The following is a 19,772-nucleotide window of genomic DNA, read 5'->3' on the forward strand; positions in this document are numbered from 1 at the left end:
TCGTACTATGAAAATCAGTAGCGCTGAATTTGTGATGAGTAACAGCGATGTCTCTAAATGCCCAAAAGATAAGTTGCCAGAATATGCTTTTATAGGCAGGTCTAATGTGGGCAAATCTTCATTAATCAATATGCTTACCAACAAAAAAAGTTTGGCAAAAACTTCGGGGCGACCTGGTAAAACGCAATTGATTAATCACTTCATTATCAACAAAACCTGGTTTTTGGTAGATTTACCAGGGTACGGTTATGCCAGAGTATCAAAATCTGCAAAAAAAGTATTTCAGAAGTTCATCACCACCTATTTTTCTAAGCGCACACAACTAGTTTGTGCATTTGTTTTGGTAGACTGTAGACATGAACCTCAAAAAATCGATCTTGAATTCATGCAATGGCTGGGTGAACATCAAATTCCGTTTTGTATCATTTTTACCAAAGCGGATAAACTCACAAAGACCAAATTACCCACTCAAATTAATACATATATTAATGAGATGCTTAAGTACTGGTCAGAAATGCCGCAATATTTTATTACCTCATCGTCTTCTGGATTGGGAAAAGATGAAGTCCTTGCCTATATCGATAGCATTAATTCTCAATTAAAAATTTCTTGAATCTTTAATGTAGATGTGGCAATAAGAGATTTACTTACTTAAAAGGAGTACTCATTTGAGTCCTAGATTATATTTTTCATTCTTTTGAGAATAAATGGTGAGTTACACTCCTCTGTATCTCCCCTCAAGGGGAGACCTCAGTCTGCTTTCCTTCAAACCGTTTTATATATTGCTAAATCAATGCATATTAACACAAATCTTCATAGAAAACACTTGGTGTTATTGTTGCTTAAGCTCTAGTTTTTCTGCAAAATAATCACAAAAATCTTTCATGGTTGCCGACATTTTTTCATCCTGTGTAGCACGATAGAAGGTATCACTCATAGCAACAAGCGTTTGATGAAAAAAGATTTTCATTTCGTCTACAGGCATATCTTTAGTCCATAGATCAATGCGCAAACTTTCTTTATTTTTATGATCCCAGACTGATAAAAGCATAGCTTTTGTTTCTTCATGTTCTACCCCCCCGTCTTCTGCCGTCCATCGTAATTTTTCAGGAATACGGTTTTCATCCAATGCTATATCAATTTTTATTTCAGAAGTATGTTCTATTGCCATTATCTTGCAGGTTTATATTTTGATCTATTAAAAATGGTTTCGGCATCTGCCAATACCAATTGCCGCAAAGATACGTTGTTATTTTTCATATATGCAGCTACAATTTGCCAACCTATAAATTGACCTATTCTATCTGGTGCTTCTTTATCGATTTCTTGTAAATAGAATTTAGAAAACGGTGCAGGATACAAAAACCGGGATAAAAGATCACTTTCGGTACTATATAGCAATTGTTTGTCGATAAAATATCTCCAAATCTCTTCTTCATTGGCCTGTGCCCAGGCATATTGCTCATCTGAATATCCTATTTTTTGAGCATCACTATAATCTGGTAAAAATTTATCTGTGAGATACAACTCTTTACCAAAAGAAATGAGATTCCCTAAAAATGTTCGTTCTCGTATAGGACCTACCAAATTTTTGGCATAAGCTGCTGCCACATTGGGTAGGATTTGCTCTCTTTTAAAATTTTGTCTCAGGTATTTTTGAATACTTTCGTAGAAATGATGATCTTCTCCTAGGTAAACATCTAAAGAAATAATAAGTAGCCCCTTTGCAATCACTACGCTGTTTCTGTAATCTACATCAGAGGTGATGGTGACTACTTTTGGTGTCGAAATTTCGGGAAAGTAGTATGTAATATGCTGAAATAGCGACAGCAATTGTTCTTTTTCTCGAGAAAGATCAGGAAACGCTTTTTCTACTTCTTTATTCAATTCTATCTGAATGGTATCTTTGGATCTGTTCAACCAAATACTATCTGCATATTGCTTTGCAAACAAAAAAGGATACTTTAATTTGAGATCGGCAAGATTATCTTTGGTCAACCCGGCAAAGGAGCGATCAAAACGTTCAATTTCGATGGTTACGGGAATTTGGGCAATCGCTTCTTCACGTTCGCTTTTATTTTTACAAGAAAGTAAAAAACAAAAAAATAGTACATATACTACTAATTTCTTACAATTCACTGCCAAATTTCGGTTTATATTCAAATAACATTTAGAATTATAGAACGCCATCTTTTTTTAGTAATTTTATGATCGCAAAGATACGGGAAATACGAGATACAAAATTTGAAATACGAAATTTGAAATGGTATTTCTAAATTTCTTTATTTCACACACAGCTAGAGAATAGCACCATGTACTTCAACAGAAATTATAAAAAAAGCGACTATGCAAGTTAAAAAAGTAATTGATCATATCACGAATTGGTTAAAAAACTATGCAATTAAAGCCAATATAGAAGGTTTTGTGGTAGGTGTTAGTGGCGGAATCGATAGTGCAGTTACTTCTTCGCTATGTGCTAATACCGGTTTACGAACCCTTTGTGTAGAAATGCCGATTCACCAAGCTCCTAGCCAAGTGACCAGAGCCCAAGAACATATCACTCAACTAAAAAGAAGATATGCTAATGTAACCGATGTTCGGGTTGACCTTACTCCAGTTTTTGAAGAACTTAAATTGGTTGTACCTAAAACTCCGACCAGTGAACAGTTAGATTTATCATTAGCCAATACCCGCGCGCGATTAAGAATGACTACGCTTTATTACTTTGCAGGATTACATAAATATCTCGTCGCAGGAACCGGGAACAAAGTAGAAGATTTTGGCGTTGGGTTTTATACCAAATACGGCGATGGCGGGGTCGATGTTAGTCCGATAGCCGATCTAATGAAAAGTGAGGTGTATGCCCTGGGCAAAGCATTAGAGGTACCCCACGCTATACAAATAGCAGCACCTACCGATGGATTGTTTGGGGATAATAGAAGTGACGAAGATCAAATTGGTGCGAGTTATGATGAATTGGAATGGGCTATGAAAATGAAAGATAAAGGTAAGAATAGTAATGATTTTGTAGGAAGACAACAGAAGGTATTTACAATTTTTACTCGCTTAAATACCGTAAACCAACATAAAATGAACCCGATTCCGGTCTGTAAAATACCCGTTGATCTATTATAACCAGCATTTTGTCGAGAATTGAATAAAAAAAAGTTTACGACGGTTAGTTCTTAGTAATTTTGCTTCATGATAAAGTTACCCCTAGCCTAATAGATTTTATGTTTAAAATAAAATTAATATTAACAATCGTAAACAAGAATGACAACCGTATTAATCGCTGATCATCACCCAATTACTAGGAAAGGGATCGTTTCTTTGTTACGTAACTCTGAAGATTTTGAGATTACTGGAAAAGTAAGCAACGGAAACGAAATGTATGATGTTTTGAAAGCTAACACTCCTGATGTACTTATTATGGAGCTCGATCTACCTCAAATTAATGGAATTATGGCTTTGAGAACGATCAAAAAAGAATTTACCGGCATCAAAGTAATCATCTTTAGCTCACATCCTGAAGAGATGTATGCATTAAGTGCTATAAAAGCAGGAGCCTCGGCCTATTTGTCGAAAACTGTTGCCACCAAAACCTTAAAGAAAGCTATCGAACGTGTTGCCAGAGGGGGTATTTATCTGAATGACAACCTAACCCAACAGCTGGCTAACGGTAATGCGAGTGAAAATAACATGGTGGTCAAATACAAAAAACTATCTGCAAGAGAGATCGAAGTGCTAAATTTATTATCCTCTGGTAAACGAAACAAGGACATAGCTACCACATTGGCTATAAATGAAAAAACAGTAAGTACTTATAAAACCAGGTTGCTTAAGAAATTAAAAGTCGATAACCTGGCCGATTTAATTCACCAATCACGGCTTTTACATATCAGTTAGACGACTCTATTTAGTTTTTCAGATAAAATTTTTTTAAGAGACAAATAATCCATAATATCTTGGATAGATTCTTGGTGATCATCTGTTTGATGCGCTTTTACGTCTTGCGAGAGCTCTTCTACTTTTTGTGCGATCAAGAATCTTCTTAAATTCAGGATAATATCGCTTACATATTGAGAAATGGTATACTCTTTTTGCTTTACATGAATTTCTTTATCATGCCAGCGGTGCAACGCGTACCGCTCTTCATTCATTAGAATGGCCGTAATTTCAGAGGCAATTTCTGGAGAAATATGATGTATAAAACTATCAACTTTAAAATCTTCATCCTGTTGCAATTTCTCTATTAAGACTGAATATATATCCTTGAAACTGTCGTTGGTAAACTCGATTTCGTCTTCTTGCAAATCCAGGTAAATTTTCTCAAAAACTTTGGTAGTATGAATTTCTGGCTCTAAAACGAGCTCGCCTTCATCATTTTCTTTGAGAACGAGGTCTTCAAATTCTTCTTCTCGCTGCCCATACAATAAAAGTATCTCTATGATTTTTCGTTCCAGCTCGTACTGTTCATCTACTTTTGGAGTCGCTACGGTATTTGTAGAAACTACCTCGAGCGCTTTTTTCTCTTGCTTTTGTTGTTTGCGTTGTTCTTTGGTGTCAGCACTTCGAATTTGTGCGAGAGTATTGAACAGCACCTCTTCAGAAATATCCATTATTCTTGAACATTCCCGCACATAAATTTCTCGCTTTATCACATCAGGAATCTTAGCAATACTAGTTACCATATCCCTAATGAGTTCTGCTTTTTTTATAGGATCATTTTTAGATTCTTTTTGTAGCAAAGATGCTTTAAAACTAATAAAATCCTGTGCATTTTCTTCAAGATATAAAGTTAGTTCTGCTAAAGTGTTCTCTTTGGCAAAGCTATCGGGATCCTCGCCTTCTGGAAAGCTGCATACCTTTACATTCATTCCCTGCTCCAAAATCAAATCGATTCCACGTATCGAGGCTCTCATCCCGGCAGCATCACTATCAAATAAAACGGTGACGTTTTTGGTAAGCCTGCTTATGAGTCGAATCTGATCGGGAGTTAAAGCCGTACCCGAAGAAGAAACCACATTATGCACTCCGGTTTGATGAAATTGAATCACATCGGTATACCCTTCTACAAGAAAACAGTTATCCTCTTTGGCAATAGATTGTTTTGCATGGTAAATCCCATACAACACTTTACTTTTATGATAGATATCACTTTCTGGAGAATTGAGATATTTGGCCGCTTTTTTCTCGTTGGTTAGTATTCTACCACCAAAACCAAGAACTCTGCCTGACATAGACTGGATAGGGAACATTACTCGACCCTTAAAGCGATCAAACTGTTTTTCTTCTTTAACGATGGTAAGTCCCGTTTTTTCAAGGTATTCTAACTGATACCCCTTTTTTATAGCTGTAGCTGTGAAAGCATCCCAAGTATCTGGTGAGTACCCTAAACCGAATTTTTTAATCGTTTCTTCTGTAAAACCGCGTTCTTTAAAATATGACAACCCAATAGCCTTACCTTGTTCGGTCTTGTGTAGCGAATTTTGAAAATACGTATTAGCAAACTCACTCACCAGAAACATACTTTCGCGATCATCGGCCTGTTGTTTCTGCTCGTCGGTTTGGGCGGTCTCCTCTATCTCAATATTATATTTTTTGGCTAGGTATTTTATGGCCTCGGGATAGGTAAAATGTTCGTGCTCCATCAAAAAAGCCACTACGTTGCCTCCCTTACCGCTCGAGAAATCTTTCCAGATTTGCTTCACCGGTGACACCATAAATGACGGAGTTTTCTCGTCGCTAAACGGACTCAATCCCTTAAAATTGCTCCCTGCTTTTTTTAACTGCACAAAATCACCAATCACCTCTTCTAACCGAGCGGTATCAAAAACTGCATCTATGGTGGATTTATGGATCATTTGTTAGGTGTTAGGTGTTAGGTGTTAGGTGTTAGGTGAAATTAATCAAATCCTTGTGGGTATAAAAGTAAGGGATTCTGAAATATCTAGAAAAATTAAGCCCATTTTTGAGTAAAGATAAGCGCTAAAGCGCTTAAGAGCCTCGCTACCAGGCTATGTTCTACATGCAATATTGTAATATAGCTTCTAAAAAAGAGTGCTTAGAAACAAAATTTTGATAATTTGAATGTATAATCATCATATCATCTGGGTTCAATGATGATGTTACTGAATAGTATCCATTTACTTTCGCATGGCTCGGATTGAAAATCCACGCGATCAGATAATTTATAGATATTCAAATTAAATATTCATAGGCTTTTGTCGTTTTATAAGAAGGACTGATTTACATTTTTTGAGCAAATCAAAAAAATGTAAATCAGTTTAAAATATCAAACTGTATACTTATGAAATGAGCATAAACTTTTTTCAGCATACCCTACCGATATGATTAAAGTAAGTTTGTGCGAAAACGAAGTGGTTACATCTGTTTACAATTTTGTAATTACTTATTTTTCATTTAATTACAAAATTGTAAACAGATGAGAAACCTTAACATCCTTTCGCTTATTATCCTTTTGAGTTTATTTTTAATTAGCTGCCAGGAACCCAACATTCAATCTGAATATATTTTATCTACCACCGATATCAACGCAAAAGTAGTTCGAGCGAGAAGAGCAACAAATAATGTATCGTTTGATGTGCCCACCCAGCAGATTTCTAGTAGAAACGATATCGAAGTACTCTTTAAAAATCAAATTTATGGTTGGGATACCGGTTTTACAGCTATCCAAGGTCAGAAATTAAAAGTGACCATGCCCAAAAATCATCATTTAAGTGATAACAATTCTAACCCATTTGATGATGGGTTACGATGTCGTATTAATGTTCCCGAGAGGGATGGATACGAGCTTCAATTTGATGTTATTTTTCAGTCTAATTTCTCGTTTAGCGGTGGTGGTAAAGTAGGGTTTGGATTTGTTGTTGGTAAAGGGGTTTCGGGACGTGATACAGCAGCTATCCGTGACATGCAGGGAGGTAGCTTTAGAGTGGTCTGGGATTTGCAAAATGATAATCATTATCTCTGTCCTTATGTATATTATCAAGATATGAGAAATGAAAACGGAAGAGATTTTATCAGTCATAGATTTCCGTTAGAAGCTCGTAAAAGATATACCATACGCCTGCGTATCCAGTCAAATACATCAGGAAATAGCGCAGATGGTTATGGTAAAATGGAAATTAGCACAAATTTTGGACGTACTTTTCAAACGGTGTGGGAGAAAGATGATATGCGCTGGTCTGGAAACAGTAATCCCTATTTTCGAAATATTCGGCAGTTTTATTTTCAAAACTTTAGAGGTGGTAAAGGAGAGCAATATGATGGTGACAGAGGTAATCAAAGTGTTTATTTCGATAATCTAAATTGGAAACCTTTTCGTTTTCGTTAACCTTGAGAAGGTTTTTTATATTAAAAACACGAACCAAGTCATTACATAAAGTGAGTTCTTATAATAGCTTGGTTTTCTCTAAATTTTAAATTAAATAAACGAATATCCGTAATTTAATCTAAACAGTTTGCGTCAAGCTGAACTCGTTTCAGCTTCTCATCTCAATGTACTAAAAATAAACTTAATGAGATCCTGAAATGAATTCAGGATGACTTCTCAATTAAATTTTAGGTATAATAACGGACAATCAAAATTAAATATAAACAATACAAAGAAAATATTTTAGTTCTATAATGGCAGTTTCAAAAAATGAAACTGCCATATCGTATACTTGTAAAAAATTTAAACTAATGGATAAACAGCGTATAATAAAAATTATTCCGTACATAGTATTATTCGGTCTTATGACCACTAGTACCGTGATAGCACAAACCCGAAAAGGAGAATTCATTAACGCATCTGTAGGACTTGGGATAAGCGATTCTTATGATGAAGTTGATATTACGGGATCAGGATTTTATATCCAGGGTGAATATGTATTTGGTTTACGTGAATGGTTTTCAGTAAGACCCTATGCAGGTTTTGTAACAACGAGTAAAGACGATGACGATTTCAGGGATGCCCAACTACCTTATGAGGTTACTGCCAGTGCATTTTTGATGGGTGGTAAAGTTCGGGTTTTGGCCCCTATCCCCTGGGTTGCTCCTTATATTGAATTAGGTATTGGTGCTTCTATAGGATCATTTACCACCTTTACACCACTTACCAATATAGAAGAAAACGGTTTATTGTTACACATTCCTTTTACAGTGGGGATAGAAATCGGACGTACACGAAGATTCGCAGCCGAATTCGTATACTATTTTCACCCTTCTGCAGAACAGGTCTTAGGCGCTGCCGCTATAGGAATAACTATTCCGATAAAAACGTAGAAACGAGGTACCCTGAGTAAGAACATAAGCTAATAATACAAACGCTATAGTGGTTTTCAGATTTATATAATGACAATCACTATCGCTGTCCTTATATGTATTACCAGGATAAGAGTATCAAAAAACGGAAAGAATTTTATTGATTCTATGTGTTTCGTTACAACCTGTAAAAGATGTACTATACGACCGAATATCTTTTCGAATACAGCGGGAAATGAGACAGACGTTTACATAAAAATGGAAACTTATTTATCGCCGTTAGCTGATCGTGGCAATGCAAAAAATAAAAGGAGGCTATCTACATTAGAACGCCTCCTTTTATATGGTACTTAACCAGGTTAAGAGCCATTATTTTTTATTAAATGCTCTTGTAACTATCATTTCATCTGCAGTAATTCTCGTGTAGTAAACACCTTTTGGCAACGAACTTACATCAATAGTATATGTTGTACCTTGGTAAACACGCTGACCATACATAGAGAAAATCTCTACATTCTGAATAGGCTTTTTACCTTTAGAAATGTTTATCGTATTTTTGGCAGGTACAGGAAATAACTTAAACTGGTTTTCATTGTTATCCAGATCGGTTAGTTCATAAGTCGCCAATCGTACAGATGCTGTAGTTTCGACGCAAAATGTAGTTGCTTCAGAATCATTAAACGCTCCACCAGATACAATGGTACCTGCACTACTCGTGAGCGTGTATGAACCATTTCCAAAACGACAGCAAATTCCGTCACCAAACTCATCAAAAATCGTAAAGGTATAACTTCCGTCAGTTAAATCACTAATCGTTTCAGTCACTGTAGAACCGTTAGCGTTTGCAGTAGAATAATTTTCAGAGGCGACTGTAACACCGCCTTCATCAACCATTGTCCACGAGGTTTCTTGTGGATAATTATCAAAGGTAATACTTAAAGTGAGTTCATTACCGGCACACTCTTCTCCGGTATCTGTACCGCTAGTAAGCGAAACTGCATCTATTGCCGCATCGGCTCTCCAGGTACTTCCGGTTACTCTATTAAAACGTAATTGCACACCAGTTCCTAGATAAGCTTCTAGATCTATGCTAGCAGTTTGCCAGGAATTACCCTGATTTCCGCTTCTATTCCAAATACTCGTCCATGATGCTCCCTCATCGTTACTGGCTTCAACATCTAATGTACCAAAGTTGGCATCTCCAAACATATGATATTTAAAAGAAAATATAGCTGAAGTGGCTGCACCTAAGTCAAAACAAGGTGAGGTAAGTATGGCTTGTTTATCAGGAAATCCGGTTCCGTTTCCTGAAGCCTCCAGATATAAATAAAATGACCCATCATCTGCGCTTGCAGGACCTGTACCGTTAGACGGAGTAGCATTATTGTTTCTAGTCCAATCAAGATCATCATCTGTATTTTGAGTCCACTCGCCTAACCCAGCTTCAAAACTTTCGTTATACGGTTCAGCAATTCCACCGACACATCCACTTGCCTCGGATGTCATTACACTAATAGCATCGCTGGCCGCGGATGCATTTCCGGCAGCATCGGTAGCAATTATCGCAAAATTATAGGTGGTTTGCGGTACAAGTCCCGTGATTGTCGCCGTAGTAGTAGCTACAGTATCAACGACTGTACTGTCTTGTACTACTTCATAGGCAACCACGCCTACATTATCTGTAGATGCATCCCAGTTAAGAGTTACTTGATTCGCTGAAACATTCGTTGCTTGAAGGTTGGCAGGAATCGATGGCGCTTGAGTATCTGGAGCTGTGGTGGTTACAGTAACTGTATCACTTGCGTCGGAAATGTTTCCGGCGGCATCTAGCGCAGCAACTGCAAAATCATAAGAGGTAGATGGCATCAAGCCCGCAATATTTGCAGTAGTCGTAGCTATCGTATCTACTACGACACCATCTTGAAACACTTGATAGCCGGTTACTCCAATATTATCTGTAGATACATCCCAATTAAGCACTACTGAAGACTGCGTTATTTCTGAAGCTGATAGATTGGTAGGTACAGACGGCGGCTCGGTATCTGGAGTTTCTGGTTCTAGTTTGAAGGCTACGACATGATTTTTTCTAAATCCGGCATCAAAATACTCTCCCGTATGCCAAAAGGTACTATCATCAAGAGGATCTATCGTCATATGCGCATAATCCCCATAGCGTAAAGAAGGATTGGATTGTGTTCCATCTACAGCTTTTTGTTCTACAAGTGTCATTGTACCCAAAGGATCACTAGCTAACCGACCTGTATATCGTATCGATGGAAAAACTGATGTGCTTACAACACTGTATCCTAGCCCTATATTACCTTGAGCGTCCATTGCCATACTACCACAAAATGCGCTAAGACCATCGGGTTGTGTATACGTTCCTTCTTGATAGATCGTCCAGGGTTGACCATCGGTGGTTTGTCTCAACTCGTACCATCGTATACCTGCCAGCTCATCGTTGCCAGTAAGATCAACTACAAAATTTAAAACTATAGAATTATGAGTAGTAAAACGTCTGTAGTTGGTCATATACATCATAGTGGCTTGTAGTGCATCTATATCTGGACCAGAAGGTTGGGACAAGTTTGAGAAACCTCCATTATTAAACACACTATCAAAAGGAGCCGTGATAATCTCTTGAGGTTGTGATATTGTAGAACTCCCAGGATTAGACCAATCAACATCTGTAGTCCAAACTTTAATGTGATCTTGATTGATGCCAGCCCAGCTATCGTCTTGCAAGTATAGTATTGAATGACCAACACCAACTGGTGGAAGTAGGGTTCCTGTAGCATGAGAACCTCCAGGACTGTAAAAACCATTAGTTTCAGCACCTGGAAGGGGAAATCCAACAAAACCTGCATCTGGATCACCAATTAACATTTTATCTCTTTCTACAGCGAAAACAACATCATTACCGCTAGGATTATTTTGGTCTTTGTTTGCTGTAATGTAATAGCCATCACTCCATATAGACAGCTTCTCATAATCAGGAAAAGAACTTGTATTGAATCGATATGTGAACCACCCATCATTAACCGGATCAGGACCTTGACCTACGGCAATTAAAAAGCCATTAGGAGAATTACTGAATTGCATTATGATAAATCGTTCTGCAAAGTTATCATAAACCACAATGGGGTCACCAAGACTTTCTCCGGGGAAAATAGTAGCCAGAGAAGCTTCGGCTAGTAGTACATTACCATTTCTGTCTCGAATTCCGAATCCCGTGTTAAACGCGTAGACATAATGATTGGGGCCAATAGCCCCTGTAGGATCTGTCGGGGTACTAAAACCTTCATGACTGTCGAACGAAGCAACTTCTGTAGCAATAGCAATTTTGACCGACTTTTGCTGTGACTGCATTAAAGGATCATTTTGTCCGGCAGCAGGTAGCCCTTTACCAGGTACATACGTGTTCTTTCCTCGACGTTTTTCTTGACCATGCTTAATCATTCCTTTTGCAGAAATGATGTTTTTCATTTTTGATAATGCGGGTACTTTTCTTACATATTCAGCTTTACCATAAGAACTGGCTTTCAAAGGGCCTTTTTGAGCGAAAAGACCAAAACTACAAAACAATAAAAGTGTTGTGTAAAAGAGTTTTGTTTTCATTTGTGTGAAATTTGGTTAAGGATTAGTGTGAAATCTAATCGACCAAAGCAAAGCTATAGTCGTACTAGAGTATGTGCATTGTGTGATTTGATGTTTATGAAGAAATGTCATTGTTTAAGCTGAATAAATATAGAGTATTTATACTTAAAATAAAAAATTAAATTACCATAAAATACTTATAACCAAATACTTACGTTAATACCGTATACTTATTATGGATTTTACTTGTACTTAACTATGTAGCAAAAAAATACTTTTGATAAGGTTATACTATTCTAGAGATATGGCTTAAAAACTACAGTCATTCTGTATAAAATGAAGGACTAAAAAATGAAAAATATAAATTAGGAAGATAGCAGTCTTTATAAGAAGATATTCATAGTATTGTTTTAAACCATATACTACATACCTATTATACCTTTTAGCTGTTTTCGAACCAAAATACATCAAGTCAAAGTTTTCTTATACTAATTTTCTTAACTCACAACAGGTATGTTATGTATTTTTAAGTAAACCATAGTATCAATGGTTTGCCTTATTTACAACAGATTGATCGTTTAAAATTGTTTGAAGACATTTGAAGAGTACCTAATGTAAACGGTTATAGATCAAAACGTAGTCCTAAAGAAATATTATTTTGATCTATTACTGCATTTTTAAATATAGGTGATACATCGTATTTAGCATAAAGTGTCATAGTACCAAAACCAATATATGAACTTATACCGTAAATTAGATCGCTAGTATTGTAATCCCTTTTGATTTTATCTTTAATATCATCACCATTTTCTGTATACTTCAGTTTTTGACGCGTACTAATATTTGCTCCTAAGTATCCTCCCAATCCTATCTTAAATTTACGATCTGTAGAATAGCGTATACGTTCTTTTGTAGTTGAGCGTATAGAAGGTCCAAATTCAAAATGAACAGGAACTACAATATTATCCATTCTAAATTTAGATTTATCGAGCTCTACAGGAAACTCTACTAACCGGGTCTGGTTTCCATTTTCAACAAAAAACCGGTTATCTGTTGGCTTTAAACCATTTGATGTGTAAGAAACTCCATATTTCAATCTCATAAAATTTGAATTTTTGAATACTCTGGTTTTCCAGTACCATCCAATCTCAAAAAACCTGCTTCCGGCTATTTTATAGTCTGAATCCTCTAGCGATTGATCATCTACCAATACGTTATTCAATCCAAAGGCTACCATCAAACCTGATGTTGTGCGCCTATCGTATTTGATTTTCTGTTTTTTACCAGAATTGACCTTGACACCAAAGAGGACATCAGCATTTTCTTGGTCTTTTGCTCCTAATCCAATCCATATTTTTGAATCTTTGGTATTTTGATAATCTAATCCGTTTCGTTCTAATAATGCAATTTTGTTATCGATAATAGCCATGCGATTTTCGATATTAAGCGCTCGAATTTTTGCTGCTTTCTCTTTTAAACTCTGAGCTTCTTGTAGCGTAATTTCATTATCGTCTAATTGTTGATTTATGGCTTCTACCTCCTTTTTTAATGCTTGTTTTTCTGTATTGATAATCTTCTCTCTTTCTAGCGCTAACTTTTGTATTTCGGCACTATTTTCGATATCCTGGGCTTGTACCCATTGTCCAATAAGTTTCATGGTCACCAAGATGGTAACTTTAATTAACGTTTTCATGATTGTTTGATTTTGATATGAAAGAGACTGTCTAAAAAGCAATAAAGCACGTCATTACTAGAACACTATTACTGAATTCCTTGTAAATGATCAGTAACTTAGAGTTAAAGAATTCATTTGTTTTATTCGGAGTCACAACTTTTCAGACAGTCTCAAAATTGATTGATGAATACTATTCATATTCCCTTTCTGCTACTGCAGTTTTTACTTTTTGAAAACCAGATTTAAGCGCATCAAAAACTCGTTGTTTAAAAGTTTCGTCTATATCAGCTTCTACATCCTGTAAAAGAGCTGATGCACTTATCGTATTTGATCGTATAATTTTTTGCGAGGTAATTTCCCGTTGCGCTTGTCGTAATAGACTATCTATTTCCTCGTCGGTTACCTGAATGTCATTATCTTCCATCGTATCAAGCTGAGCAAGAATTTTTTCTACAGAATTGGTAATCACTAAAGAGTCTACAGGCAATCTATCATCGTGCACTAATAAAGTCGAGGTTGGTGGTTTATTTGCGATACTATCGGTCTCTAATTTACTTTGATCACTATTGTTAAGGCCGTTTTTTTTCTTATTTCTTTCAGATGAAACTACGAGACGGTTATCGCTAATTTTTTTATCGTTATTAGTCAAATTTGTATGCTCATAGATTTCTTTTGGCTTTTCTTTTTTGTCTTGAATCCTATTTATACGACTTGGAATTGTTTCATTTTTCGTTGTATTTACCATAGGTGCAGTATTATCTTTTGACATAAACTCTGTGTTCATAAATGCAGTAAATAACAAAGCTCCTACAAATATGGCAGCTACACTATACCACCATATATTGTTAACACTACGCTCCTTTTCCCTATTATGTTCTAGTTGAGATGATAATGTATCCCACATGTGATCAGACGGGGGTATAGCGCGCTGTTCTAGCTTCTCCTTAATTTTTTCTTCAAATCTTAATGGCGCCATGATTAATTGTATTGAGTTGATTTAACTTTTGCTGTAGCATTTTTCTAGCTTTAAACAATTGTGATTTTGAAGTGTTTTCAGAAATCTTTAACGTTTGAGCTATCTCGTTGTGTTTGTACCCTTCTACAGCATACAGAATAAACACCATTTTATATCCTTGAGGTAAACTGTCGATTAATTCTTGTATTTGAGCTACTTCGAGTTCTATATGTATAGCATCCCAGGGTTCTTCTTCGTAGCTAAGTAATTCTTCAGTAAAAATTATTTGCTTTTGTTTTCTCAAAAACGAAATAGATTCATTAACCATAATTCTGCGAACCCATCCTTCAAAACTACCTTCGAACTTAAAATTTTTAAGATTTGTAAATACTTTAAAAAAACCATTCAGCATTACCTCTTCCGCAAAATGTATATCTTTTATATACTGTCTACAAACGCTAAGCATTTTAGGTGAATATTGATGGTATAATTGATGTTGTGCGCCCTTATGCTGTTTGATCGCCTTTTTAATGAGCTGAGTTTCGTTTTTATATAACTGAATTATCTTCAATACTAAGACTTAAATAACTTGATCTTCTATTTACATAGACGAGAACTTTACTAAAATAGTTGCCTGGGGGGTACAAAAAAATTATTTTTTTCGATCGATTACATAATTGACCATTAAAATTAATGAAGATTTGTAATTAGAATCTGGATACTGGGCTAAAATAGAAAGTGCTTCATCTTTAAACTGATGCATTATTTTGACTGCATAGTCTAGCCCAGCGCTTTCTTTTACAAAAGCGATTACCGCTTTCACCCGTTTTTTATCTTTGTTATGATTTTTAACCGAATTAATTAACCACTTTTTCTTTTCTTTACTGCAATTATTGAGTGTATATATTAAGGGAAGTGTCATTTTTTGTTCTTTGATATCGATCCCAGTAGGTTTTCCTATAGACGTATCACCGTAATCAAATAAGTCATCTTTTATTTGAAAAGCCATACCGATCAACTCTCCAAACTTTCTCATTTTTTGAACATCATCGGCATCTGGAGCGACAGAACAGGCTCCTAAACTGCAACAAGCCGCGATTAACGTAGCTGTTTTTTGTCGTATAATTTCAAAATAAATCTCTTCAGTAATATCTAAATTTCTGGCTTTCTCAATTTGAAGCAATTCGCCCTCGCTCATCTCTCGTACAGCAACCGAAATAATTTTCAGTAAATCAAAATCGCCATAATCTATTGATAGTAAAAGACCTTTGGATAACAAATAATCTCCAACTAAAACCGCAATTTTATTTTTCCATAAAGCATTTATAGAAAAAAAGCCGCGTCGCCTATTTGAATCATCGACTACATCATCGTGAACCAGTGTAGCAGTATGAATGAGTTCTATGACCGAAGCACCTCTATAGGTTCGTTCATTTATTTCTCCGCCCGAAACCATCTTGGCTACCAGAAAAACAAACATAGGCCGCATTTGCTTGCCTTTTCTATTTACGATATAATGGGTGATTCTATTAAGAAGAGCTACCTGCGAAGACATTGATTGTGAGAACTTCTGTTCAAAAAGTTCCATCTCATCAACAATAGGTAGTTTTATTTCCTCAACAACTTTCAATGCAAGACGCCAATTCAGGTGTTTAACTTAGTACGAAGATAGTTATAAATAGTTTTTTGTTTACCTGTAATCTTGTTAATATAGAAAAATCATGATTTATTTGCCAATTGACCACACGCGGCATCGATATCTTTTCCTCTGCTTCTACGAACATTAACAACGATTCCCTTGGCCTCCAAAGCGTGTATGTAAGCATCAATCGCCGTGTTTGAAGCTTGCTGAAACTTACCATCATCAATGGGATTATATTCTATCAAATTAACTTTACAGGGGACATATGAGCAAAATGTGATAAGTGCATCAATATCTTCTTTTCTATCGTTTATAGCATTCCAAACCACATATTCGTAGGTAATTCTGCTTTTAGTTTTAGCATACCAGTACACTAAGGCTTCTTTCAAATCAGATAAAGGAAATGTTTCATTAAATGGCATTATAGAAGTACGAATATCGTCGATTGCAGAATGTAAAGAAACGGCTAGTTTGAACTTTACCTGATCGTCTGCCATTTTCTTTATCATTTTTGGCACTCCCGAGGTAGAAACCGTTATTCTTTTGGGCGACATTCCCAACCCCTCTTTGGCGGTTATTTTATCAATAGCTTTAAGCACATTATTATAGTTCATGAGAGGTTCACCCATTCCCATAAATACGATATTCGATAGTGGCCTGTTATGGTATAACCTGCTTTCTCGATCAATAGCTACAACTTGATCATAAATTTCATCAGGATTAAGGTTACGCATTCGTTTTAATCGAGCCGTTGCGCAAAATTTACAATCCAAACTGCATCCTACCTGGGATGACACACACGCTGTAGTTCTTGTCGCTGTAGGTATAAGAACAGATTCGACAATCAATCCATCATGTAATCTTACCGCATTTTTTATAGTACCGTCTGTACTGCGCTGCAATTGATCAACACTAATATGATTGATAACAAAGTTTTCTTCTAAAATTTGTCTGGTTGCTTTTGATATATTCGTCATATCATCAAAGCTATGAGCGCCTTTGTTCCACAACCATTCATAGACCTGGTTCCCTCTAAAAGCCTTATCCCCAATACCTTCAAAGAAAGATCTAAGTTGATCCTTGGTCAATGCCCGTATATCTTTTTTCTTATCGCTCATTATACTTCAAAAATAAAAAAGGATATCTCAAAAGTATCAATTTTAGTATTCTGTTACAGTGAATAAAGTCGAAATATATTGAAAATCAATACATCTTACTTTTTGACATCATTCACAATGACAGTTTTTAAATGATTTTTGAAATATCCTTTTTATCCTCGTTTATACTATAGTGCTACCAAGGATACTTTGAGTTATTATTCTTTAACACGTTTCCATTGATGCGTGCCACCACCTTTGTACTTTACGTTCAGAATATCCCGATTATCTTCGTCTATCCATATTTGACAATCTGAAACTTGCCCATCTCTAATATTGGTAAATTTACCGTCACCGAACTCGTGCTCTCCTTTGGGCTTCAAATTTTTTAAAATAACTAATCCTTCTACTTTCTGATTTTTATCTTTTCCCTGACATTGAAAGCAAACATCATCCTTCTCCGAAATTCTTAGCATTTCTACTATGGATCCAAATACTTTATCTTTCAACATATACATTTGAATAATATTAATTGCGACACCCGTCTCTTTGTCGTAGGTCTTCCATTTTCCCAGAACAAGATTGGTATCTACACTAGCCAGCAAATCTTCTTTAAGTCCTTGATGTAAAGGATTTGATCCTAACCATATTTTGAATAACGCTTTTTTAAACTCGATATCATTTAGAGTACCTAATATCTCTTTGTTTTTATACACAGATATTTTACCGCCTTTCTCATATAACATCTTATAAATATCATATTTATTGATTTTATTTGGAAAGAATCCAAGAAACTGGCGGATTTTATCTTCGTACATAAAGCTGTTACCATCTGTAGCCCGTTCGAATCCGTTGCGCATCATTTGGGTGAATTTCTCTTGAGACATCGATGATGTCATTTTCATGGTAAGTGCCATGTGATCATCTTTTTCAGCGACTTTATTACCGTTTTCGAGATCTTCGACATCAAAATCAAGTCCAAAATAAGAAGCCAAAGCGTAGGAATCTTCATCTTCTCCGGCACCATTTAATATCAACTCTAATTCTCCAAAAGTATCGACATCATTAAAACGAACATCGCCAACTTGCGTTTGAGCGATAACCACGTAAGTCATAAAAAATGTTAAGCAATAAGTTAGGTTTTTCATTGTACTCATGAATTGTATTTGGGTTTAGTTCTATATTTCGATTTGAGATAATCAAAAAACGATCCATTTTTGAAAAATCATTTTTCGATCTTGCCAAATAACGTATTTTTTTCGATAATATTCAATATCAATCTTTTTTACATTATGATAAAATTATGGTAAAACCGTAATTTAGAGCCATCGAAAATACTATTTTTCTATAAAAAAACAATCTAAACACTTAATTTTAAGAAATATATAAAAAAACCCTATTTAGAATATCTATAACAGGGTTCGTAAATAACAATAATTCTTTCTATATAATTATTAAATAATTAACATTGCATCACCATAAGAGTAAAACTTATACTTTTCTTTTACTGCCTCTTCATATGCTTTTTTAACAAAATCGTGTCCTGCAAATGCGGAAACCATCATAAGCAATGTTGATTTTGGTGTATGAAAATTAGTAATCATACAATTGGCGATACTAAAATCATATGGAGGAAAAATGAATTTGTTCGTCCATCCTCTAAATTCATTTAAAGTCCTTTCTGATGAGACTGCGCTTTCTAATGCTCTCATTACTGTAGTACCCACAGCACAAATTTTCTTTTTATTATCAATTCCGCTATTTATTACACTAGTAGCATGAGCGGTAATATATGCCTCTTCACTATCCATTTTATGCTTGGATAAATCTTCAACTTCTACAGGGTTAAATGTTCCTAACCCTACATGCAAAGTAATCTCTGCAAAATCTACTCCTTTAATTTCTAAACGCTTCATTAAATGTTTAGAAAAGTGAAGTCCTGCAGTTGGAGCAGCAACAGCACCTTCATTTTTCGCATAAATGGTTTGGTATCTTTCTTCATCCTCAGGCTCTGTATCGCGTTTGATATACTTTGGTAAAGGTGTTTCTCCCAAATCTGTAAGTTTTTGCCTAAACTCGTCATAAGAACCGTCATAAAGAAAACGTAACGTACGACCTCTAGAAGTGGTATTATCTATAACTTCGGCCACCAAACTTTCATCATCACCAAAGTATAATTTATTCCCGATACGTATTTTGCGAGCAGGATCTACCAAAACATCCCAAAGGCGCGTTTCAGAATTTAATTCTCGTAATAAAAACACTTCAATTCTTGCTCCGGTCTTTTCTTTATTACCGTATAATCTAGCAGGAAAAACTTTGGTATTATTAACCACCATTACATCATTAGGTTCAAAATAATCAATAAGGTCTTTAAATTCCTTATGTTCAATGGTTTGCTCCTTCCTATTTAAAATCATCAAACGAGACTCGTCTCTATTTTCTGCCGGATACTCTGCCAATAATTCTTGCGGAAGATTAAAATTGAAATGTGATAACTTCATTCTAGTGTATTTTTTTGAAGGAGCAAATATACAATCT

Annotated in this window: 16 protein-coding genes; 5 read left to right on the plus strand and 11 right to left on the minus strand. The window is 35.6% G+C overall.

The window, feature by feature from the left end; translation table 11 throughout:
• Positions 1-7: 7 nt before the first annotated feature.
• The gene (yihA, locus tag J8281_RS16050) at positions 8-613 is read left to right on the plus strand and encodes a ribosome biogenesis GTP-binding protein YihA/YsxC (RefSeq protein ID WP_246849139.1); all 606 of its coding nucleotides are present in this window, start codon (positions 8-10) and stop codon (positions 611-613) included.
• Between the two features lie 219 nt (positions 614-832).
• Here the strand turns inward: yihA and gldC are convergent, their stop codons facing one another.
• Complete coding sequence (gldC, locus tag J8281_RS16055) at positions 833-1,171, minus strand: gliding motility protein GldC (RefSeq protein ID WP_210198669.1); 339 nt, start codon at positions 1,169-1,171, stop codon at positions 833-835.
• A complete protein-coding gene (gldB, locus tag J8281_RS16060; RefSeq protein WP_371812627.1) occupies positions 1,171-2,139 on the minus strand; it encodes a gliding motility lipoprotein GldB in 969 nt (322 codons plus the stop codon). The genes gldC and gldB overlap by 1 nt, the downstream gene beginning before the upstream one ends.
• A gap of 207 nt (positions 2,140-2,346) precedes the next feature.
• Here gldB and nadE point away from each other — a divergent pair, with 207 nt between their 5' ends.
• Together nadE and J8281_RS16070 are read left to right on the plus strand one after the other, a co-directional pair.
• Positions 2,347-3,135: an NAD(+) synthase gene (gene nadE / locus J8281_RS16065; protein WP_210198671.1), complete on the plus strand. Its 789-nt coding sequence runs from the start codon at positions 2,347-2,349 to the stop codon at positions 3,133-3,135.
• 138 nt (positions 3,136-3,273) lie between these two features.
• Positions 3,274-3,906 carry a response regulator transcription factor gene (locus J8281_RS16070; protein ID WP_210198672.1) on the plus strand — a complete coding sequence of 211 codons (633 nt, stop codon included), beginning with the start codon at positions 3,274-3,276 and terminating at the stop codon, positions 3,904-3,906.
• On the opposite strand, the gene dnaG is transcribed toward J8281_RS16070, so the two are convergent.
• Entirely contained in the window at positions 3,903-5,864 is a 1,962-nt protein-coding gene (dnaG, locus tag J8281_RS16075; protein ID WP_210198673.1) for a DNA primase, read from the minus strand. The genes J8281_RS16070 and dnaG overlap by 4 nt on opposite strands.
• Positions 5,865-6,445: 581 nt before the next feature.
• Here dnaG and J8281_RS16080 point away from each other — a divergent pair.
• On the plus strand, positions 6,446-7,354 hold the full coding sequence (locus J8281_RS16080) for a hypothetical protein (RefSeq protein WP_210198674.1): 909 nt from the start codon (positions 6,446-6,448) through the stop codon (positions 7,352-7,354).
• A 293-nt stretch (positions 7,355-7,647) separates the two neighbouring features.
• Positions 7,648-8,286: a hypothetical protein gene (locus J8281_RS16085; RefSeq protein WP_210198675.1), complete on the plus strand. Its 639-nt coding sequence runs from the start codon at positions 7,648-7,650 to the stop codon at positions 8,284-8,286.
• A gap of 348 nt (positions 8,287-8,634) precedes the next feature.
• Here J8281_RS16085 and J8281_RS16090 read toward each other — a convergent pair whose 3' ends face one another.
• The 8 genes from J8281_RS16090 to queA all read right to left on the minus strand — a co-directional run bounded on the left by J8281_RS16090 (position 8,635) and on the right by queA (position 19,735).
• Entirely contained in the window at positions 8,635-11,883 is a 3,249-nt protein-coding gene (locus J8281_RS16090) for a fibronectin type III domain-containing protein (protein ID WP_210198676.1), read from the minus strand.
• A gap of 601 nt (positions 11,884-12,484) precedes the next feature.
• Complete coding sequence (locus tag J8281_RS16095; RefSeq protein ID WP_210198677.1) at positions 12,485-13,555, minus strand: hypothetical protein; 1,071 nt, start codon at positions 13,553-13,555, stop codon at positions 12,485-12,487.
• A 172-nt stretch (positions 13,556-13,727) separates the two neighbouring features.
• Positions 13,728-14,513 carry a hypothetical protein gene (locus tag J8281_RS16100; protein ID WP_210198678.1) on the minus strand — a complete coding sequence of 262 codons (786 nt, stop codon included), beginning with the start codon at positions 14,511-14,513 and terminating at the stop codon, positions 13,728-13,730.
• The gene (locus J8281_RS16105; RefSeq protein ID WP_210198679.1) at positions 14,494-15,063 is read right to left on the minus strand and encodes an RNA polymerase sigma factor; all 570 of its coding nucleotides are present in this window, start codon (positions 15,061-15,063) and stop codon (positions 14,494-14,496) included. Before J8281_RS16105 ends, J8281_RS16100 begins: the two co-directional genes overlap by 20 nt.
• 81 nt (positions 15,064-15,144) lie before the next feature.
• Positions 15,145-16,122 carry a polyprenyl synthetase family protein gene (locus J8281_RS16110; protein WP_210198680.1) on the minus strand — a complete coding sequence of 326 codons (978 nt, stop codon included), beginning with the start codon at positions 16,120-16,122 and terminating at the stop codon, positions 15,145-15,147.
• Positions 16,123-16,211: 89 nt separating this feature from the next.
• Positions 16,212-17,252, minus strand: coding sequence for a 23S rRNA (adenine(2503)-C(2))-methyltransferase RlmN (gene rlmN, locus J8281_RS16115; RefSeq protein ID WP_210198681.1), 1,041 nt, complete (start codon positions 17,250-17,252; stop codon positions 16,212-16,214).
• A gap of 197 nt (positions 17,253-17,449) precedes the next feature.
• On the minus strand, positions 17,450-18,379 hold the full coding sequence (locus J8281_RS16120; RefSeq protein ID WP_210198682.1) for a chalcone isomerase family protein: 930 nt from the start codon (positions 18,377-18,379) through the stop codon (positions 17,450-17,452).
• Between the two features lie 306 nt (positions 18,380-18,685).
• Complete coding sequence (queA, locus tag J8281_RS16125) at positions 18,686-19,735, minus strand: tRNA preQ1(34) S-adenosylmethionine ribosyltransferase-isomerase QueA (RefSeq protein WP_210198683.1); 1,050 nt, start codon at positions 19,733-19,735, stop codon at positions 18,686-18,688.
• Between the last annotated feature and the right edge of the window lie 37 nt (positions 19,736-19,772).

The organism is Aquimarina sp. U1-2, from assembly GCF_017897595.1.
Classification (GTDB): Bacteria; Bacteroidota; Bacteroidia; order Flavobacteriales; family Flavobacteriaceae; genus Aquimarina.

Bases quoted from the DNA above. Each gene is read 5' to 3' on its own strand.
- yihA (WP_246849139.1), top strand. From the start codon at position 8: ATGAAAATCAGTAGCGCTGAATTTGTGATGAGTAACAGCGATGTCTCT.
- gldC (WP_210198669.1), bottom strand. From the start codon at position 1,171: ATGGCAATAGAACATACTTCTGAAATAAAAATTGATATAGCATTGGAT.
- nadE (WP_210198671.1), top strand. From the start codon at position 2,347: ATGCAAGTTAAAAAAGTAATTGATCATATCACGAATTGGTTAAAAAAC.
- J8281_RS16070 (WP_210198672.1), top strand. From the start codon at position 3,274: ATGACAACCGTATTAATCGCTGATCATCACCCAATTACTAGGAAAGGG.
- dnaG (WP_210198673.1), bottom strand. From the start codon at position 5,864: ATGATCCATAAATCCACCATAGATGCAGTTTTTGATACCGCTCGGTTA.
- J8281_RS16080 (WP_210198674.1), top strand. From the start codon at position 6,446: ATGAGAAACCTTAACATCCTTTCGCTTATTATCCTTTTGAGTTTATTT.
- J8281_RS16085 (WP_210198675.1), top strand. From the start codon at position 7,648: ATGGCAGTTTCAAAAAATGAAACTGCCATATCGTATACTTGTAAAAAA.
- J8281_RS16090 (WP_210198676.1), bottom strand. From the start codon at position 11,883: ATGAAAACAAAACTCTTTTACACAACACTTTTATTGTTTTGTAGTTTT.
- J8281_RS16095 (WP_210198677.1), bottom strand. From the start codon at position 13,555: ATGAAAACGTTAATTAAAGTTACCATCTTGGTGACCATGAAACTTATT.
- J8281_RS16100 (WP_210198678.1), bottom strand. From the start codon at position 14,513: ATGGCGCCATTAAGATTTGAAGAAAAAATTAAGGAGAAGCTAGAACAG.
- rlmN (WP_210198681.1), bottom strand. From the start codon at position 17,252: ATGAGCGATAAGAAAAAAGATATACGGGCATTGACCAAGGATCAACTT.
- J8281_RS16120 (WP_210198682.1), bottom strand. From the start codon at position 18,379: ATGAAAAACCTAACTTATTGCTTAACATTTTTTATGACTTACGTGGTT.
- queA (WP_210198683.1), bottom strand. From the start codon at position 19,735: ATGAAGTTATCACATTTCAATTTTAATCTTCCGCAAGAATTATTGGCA.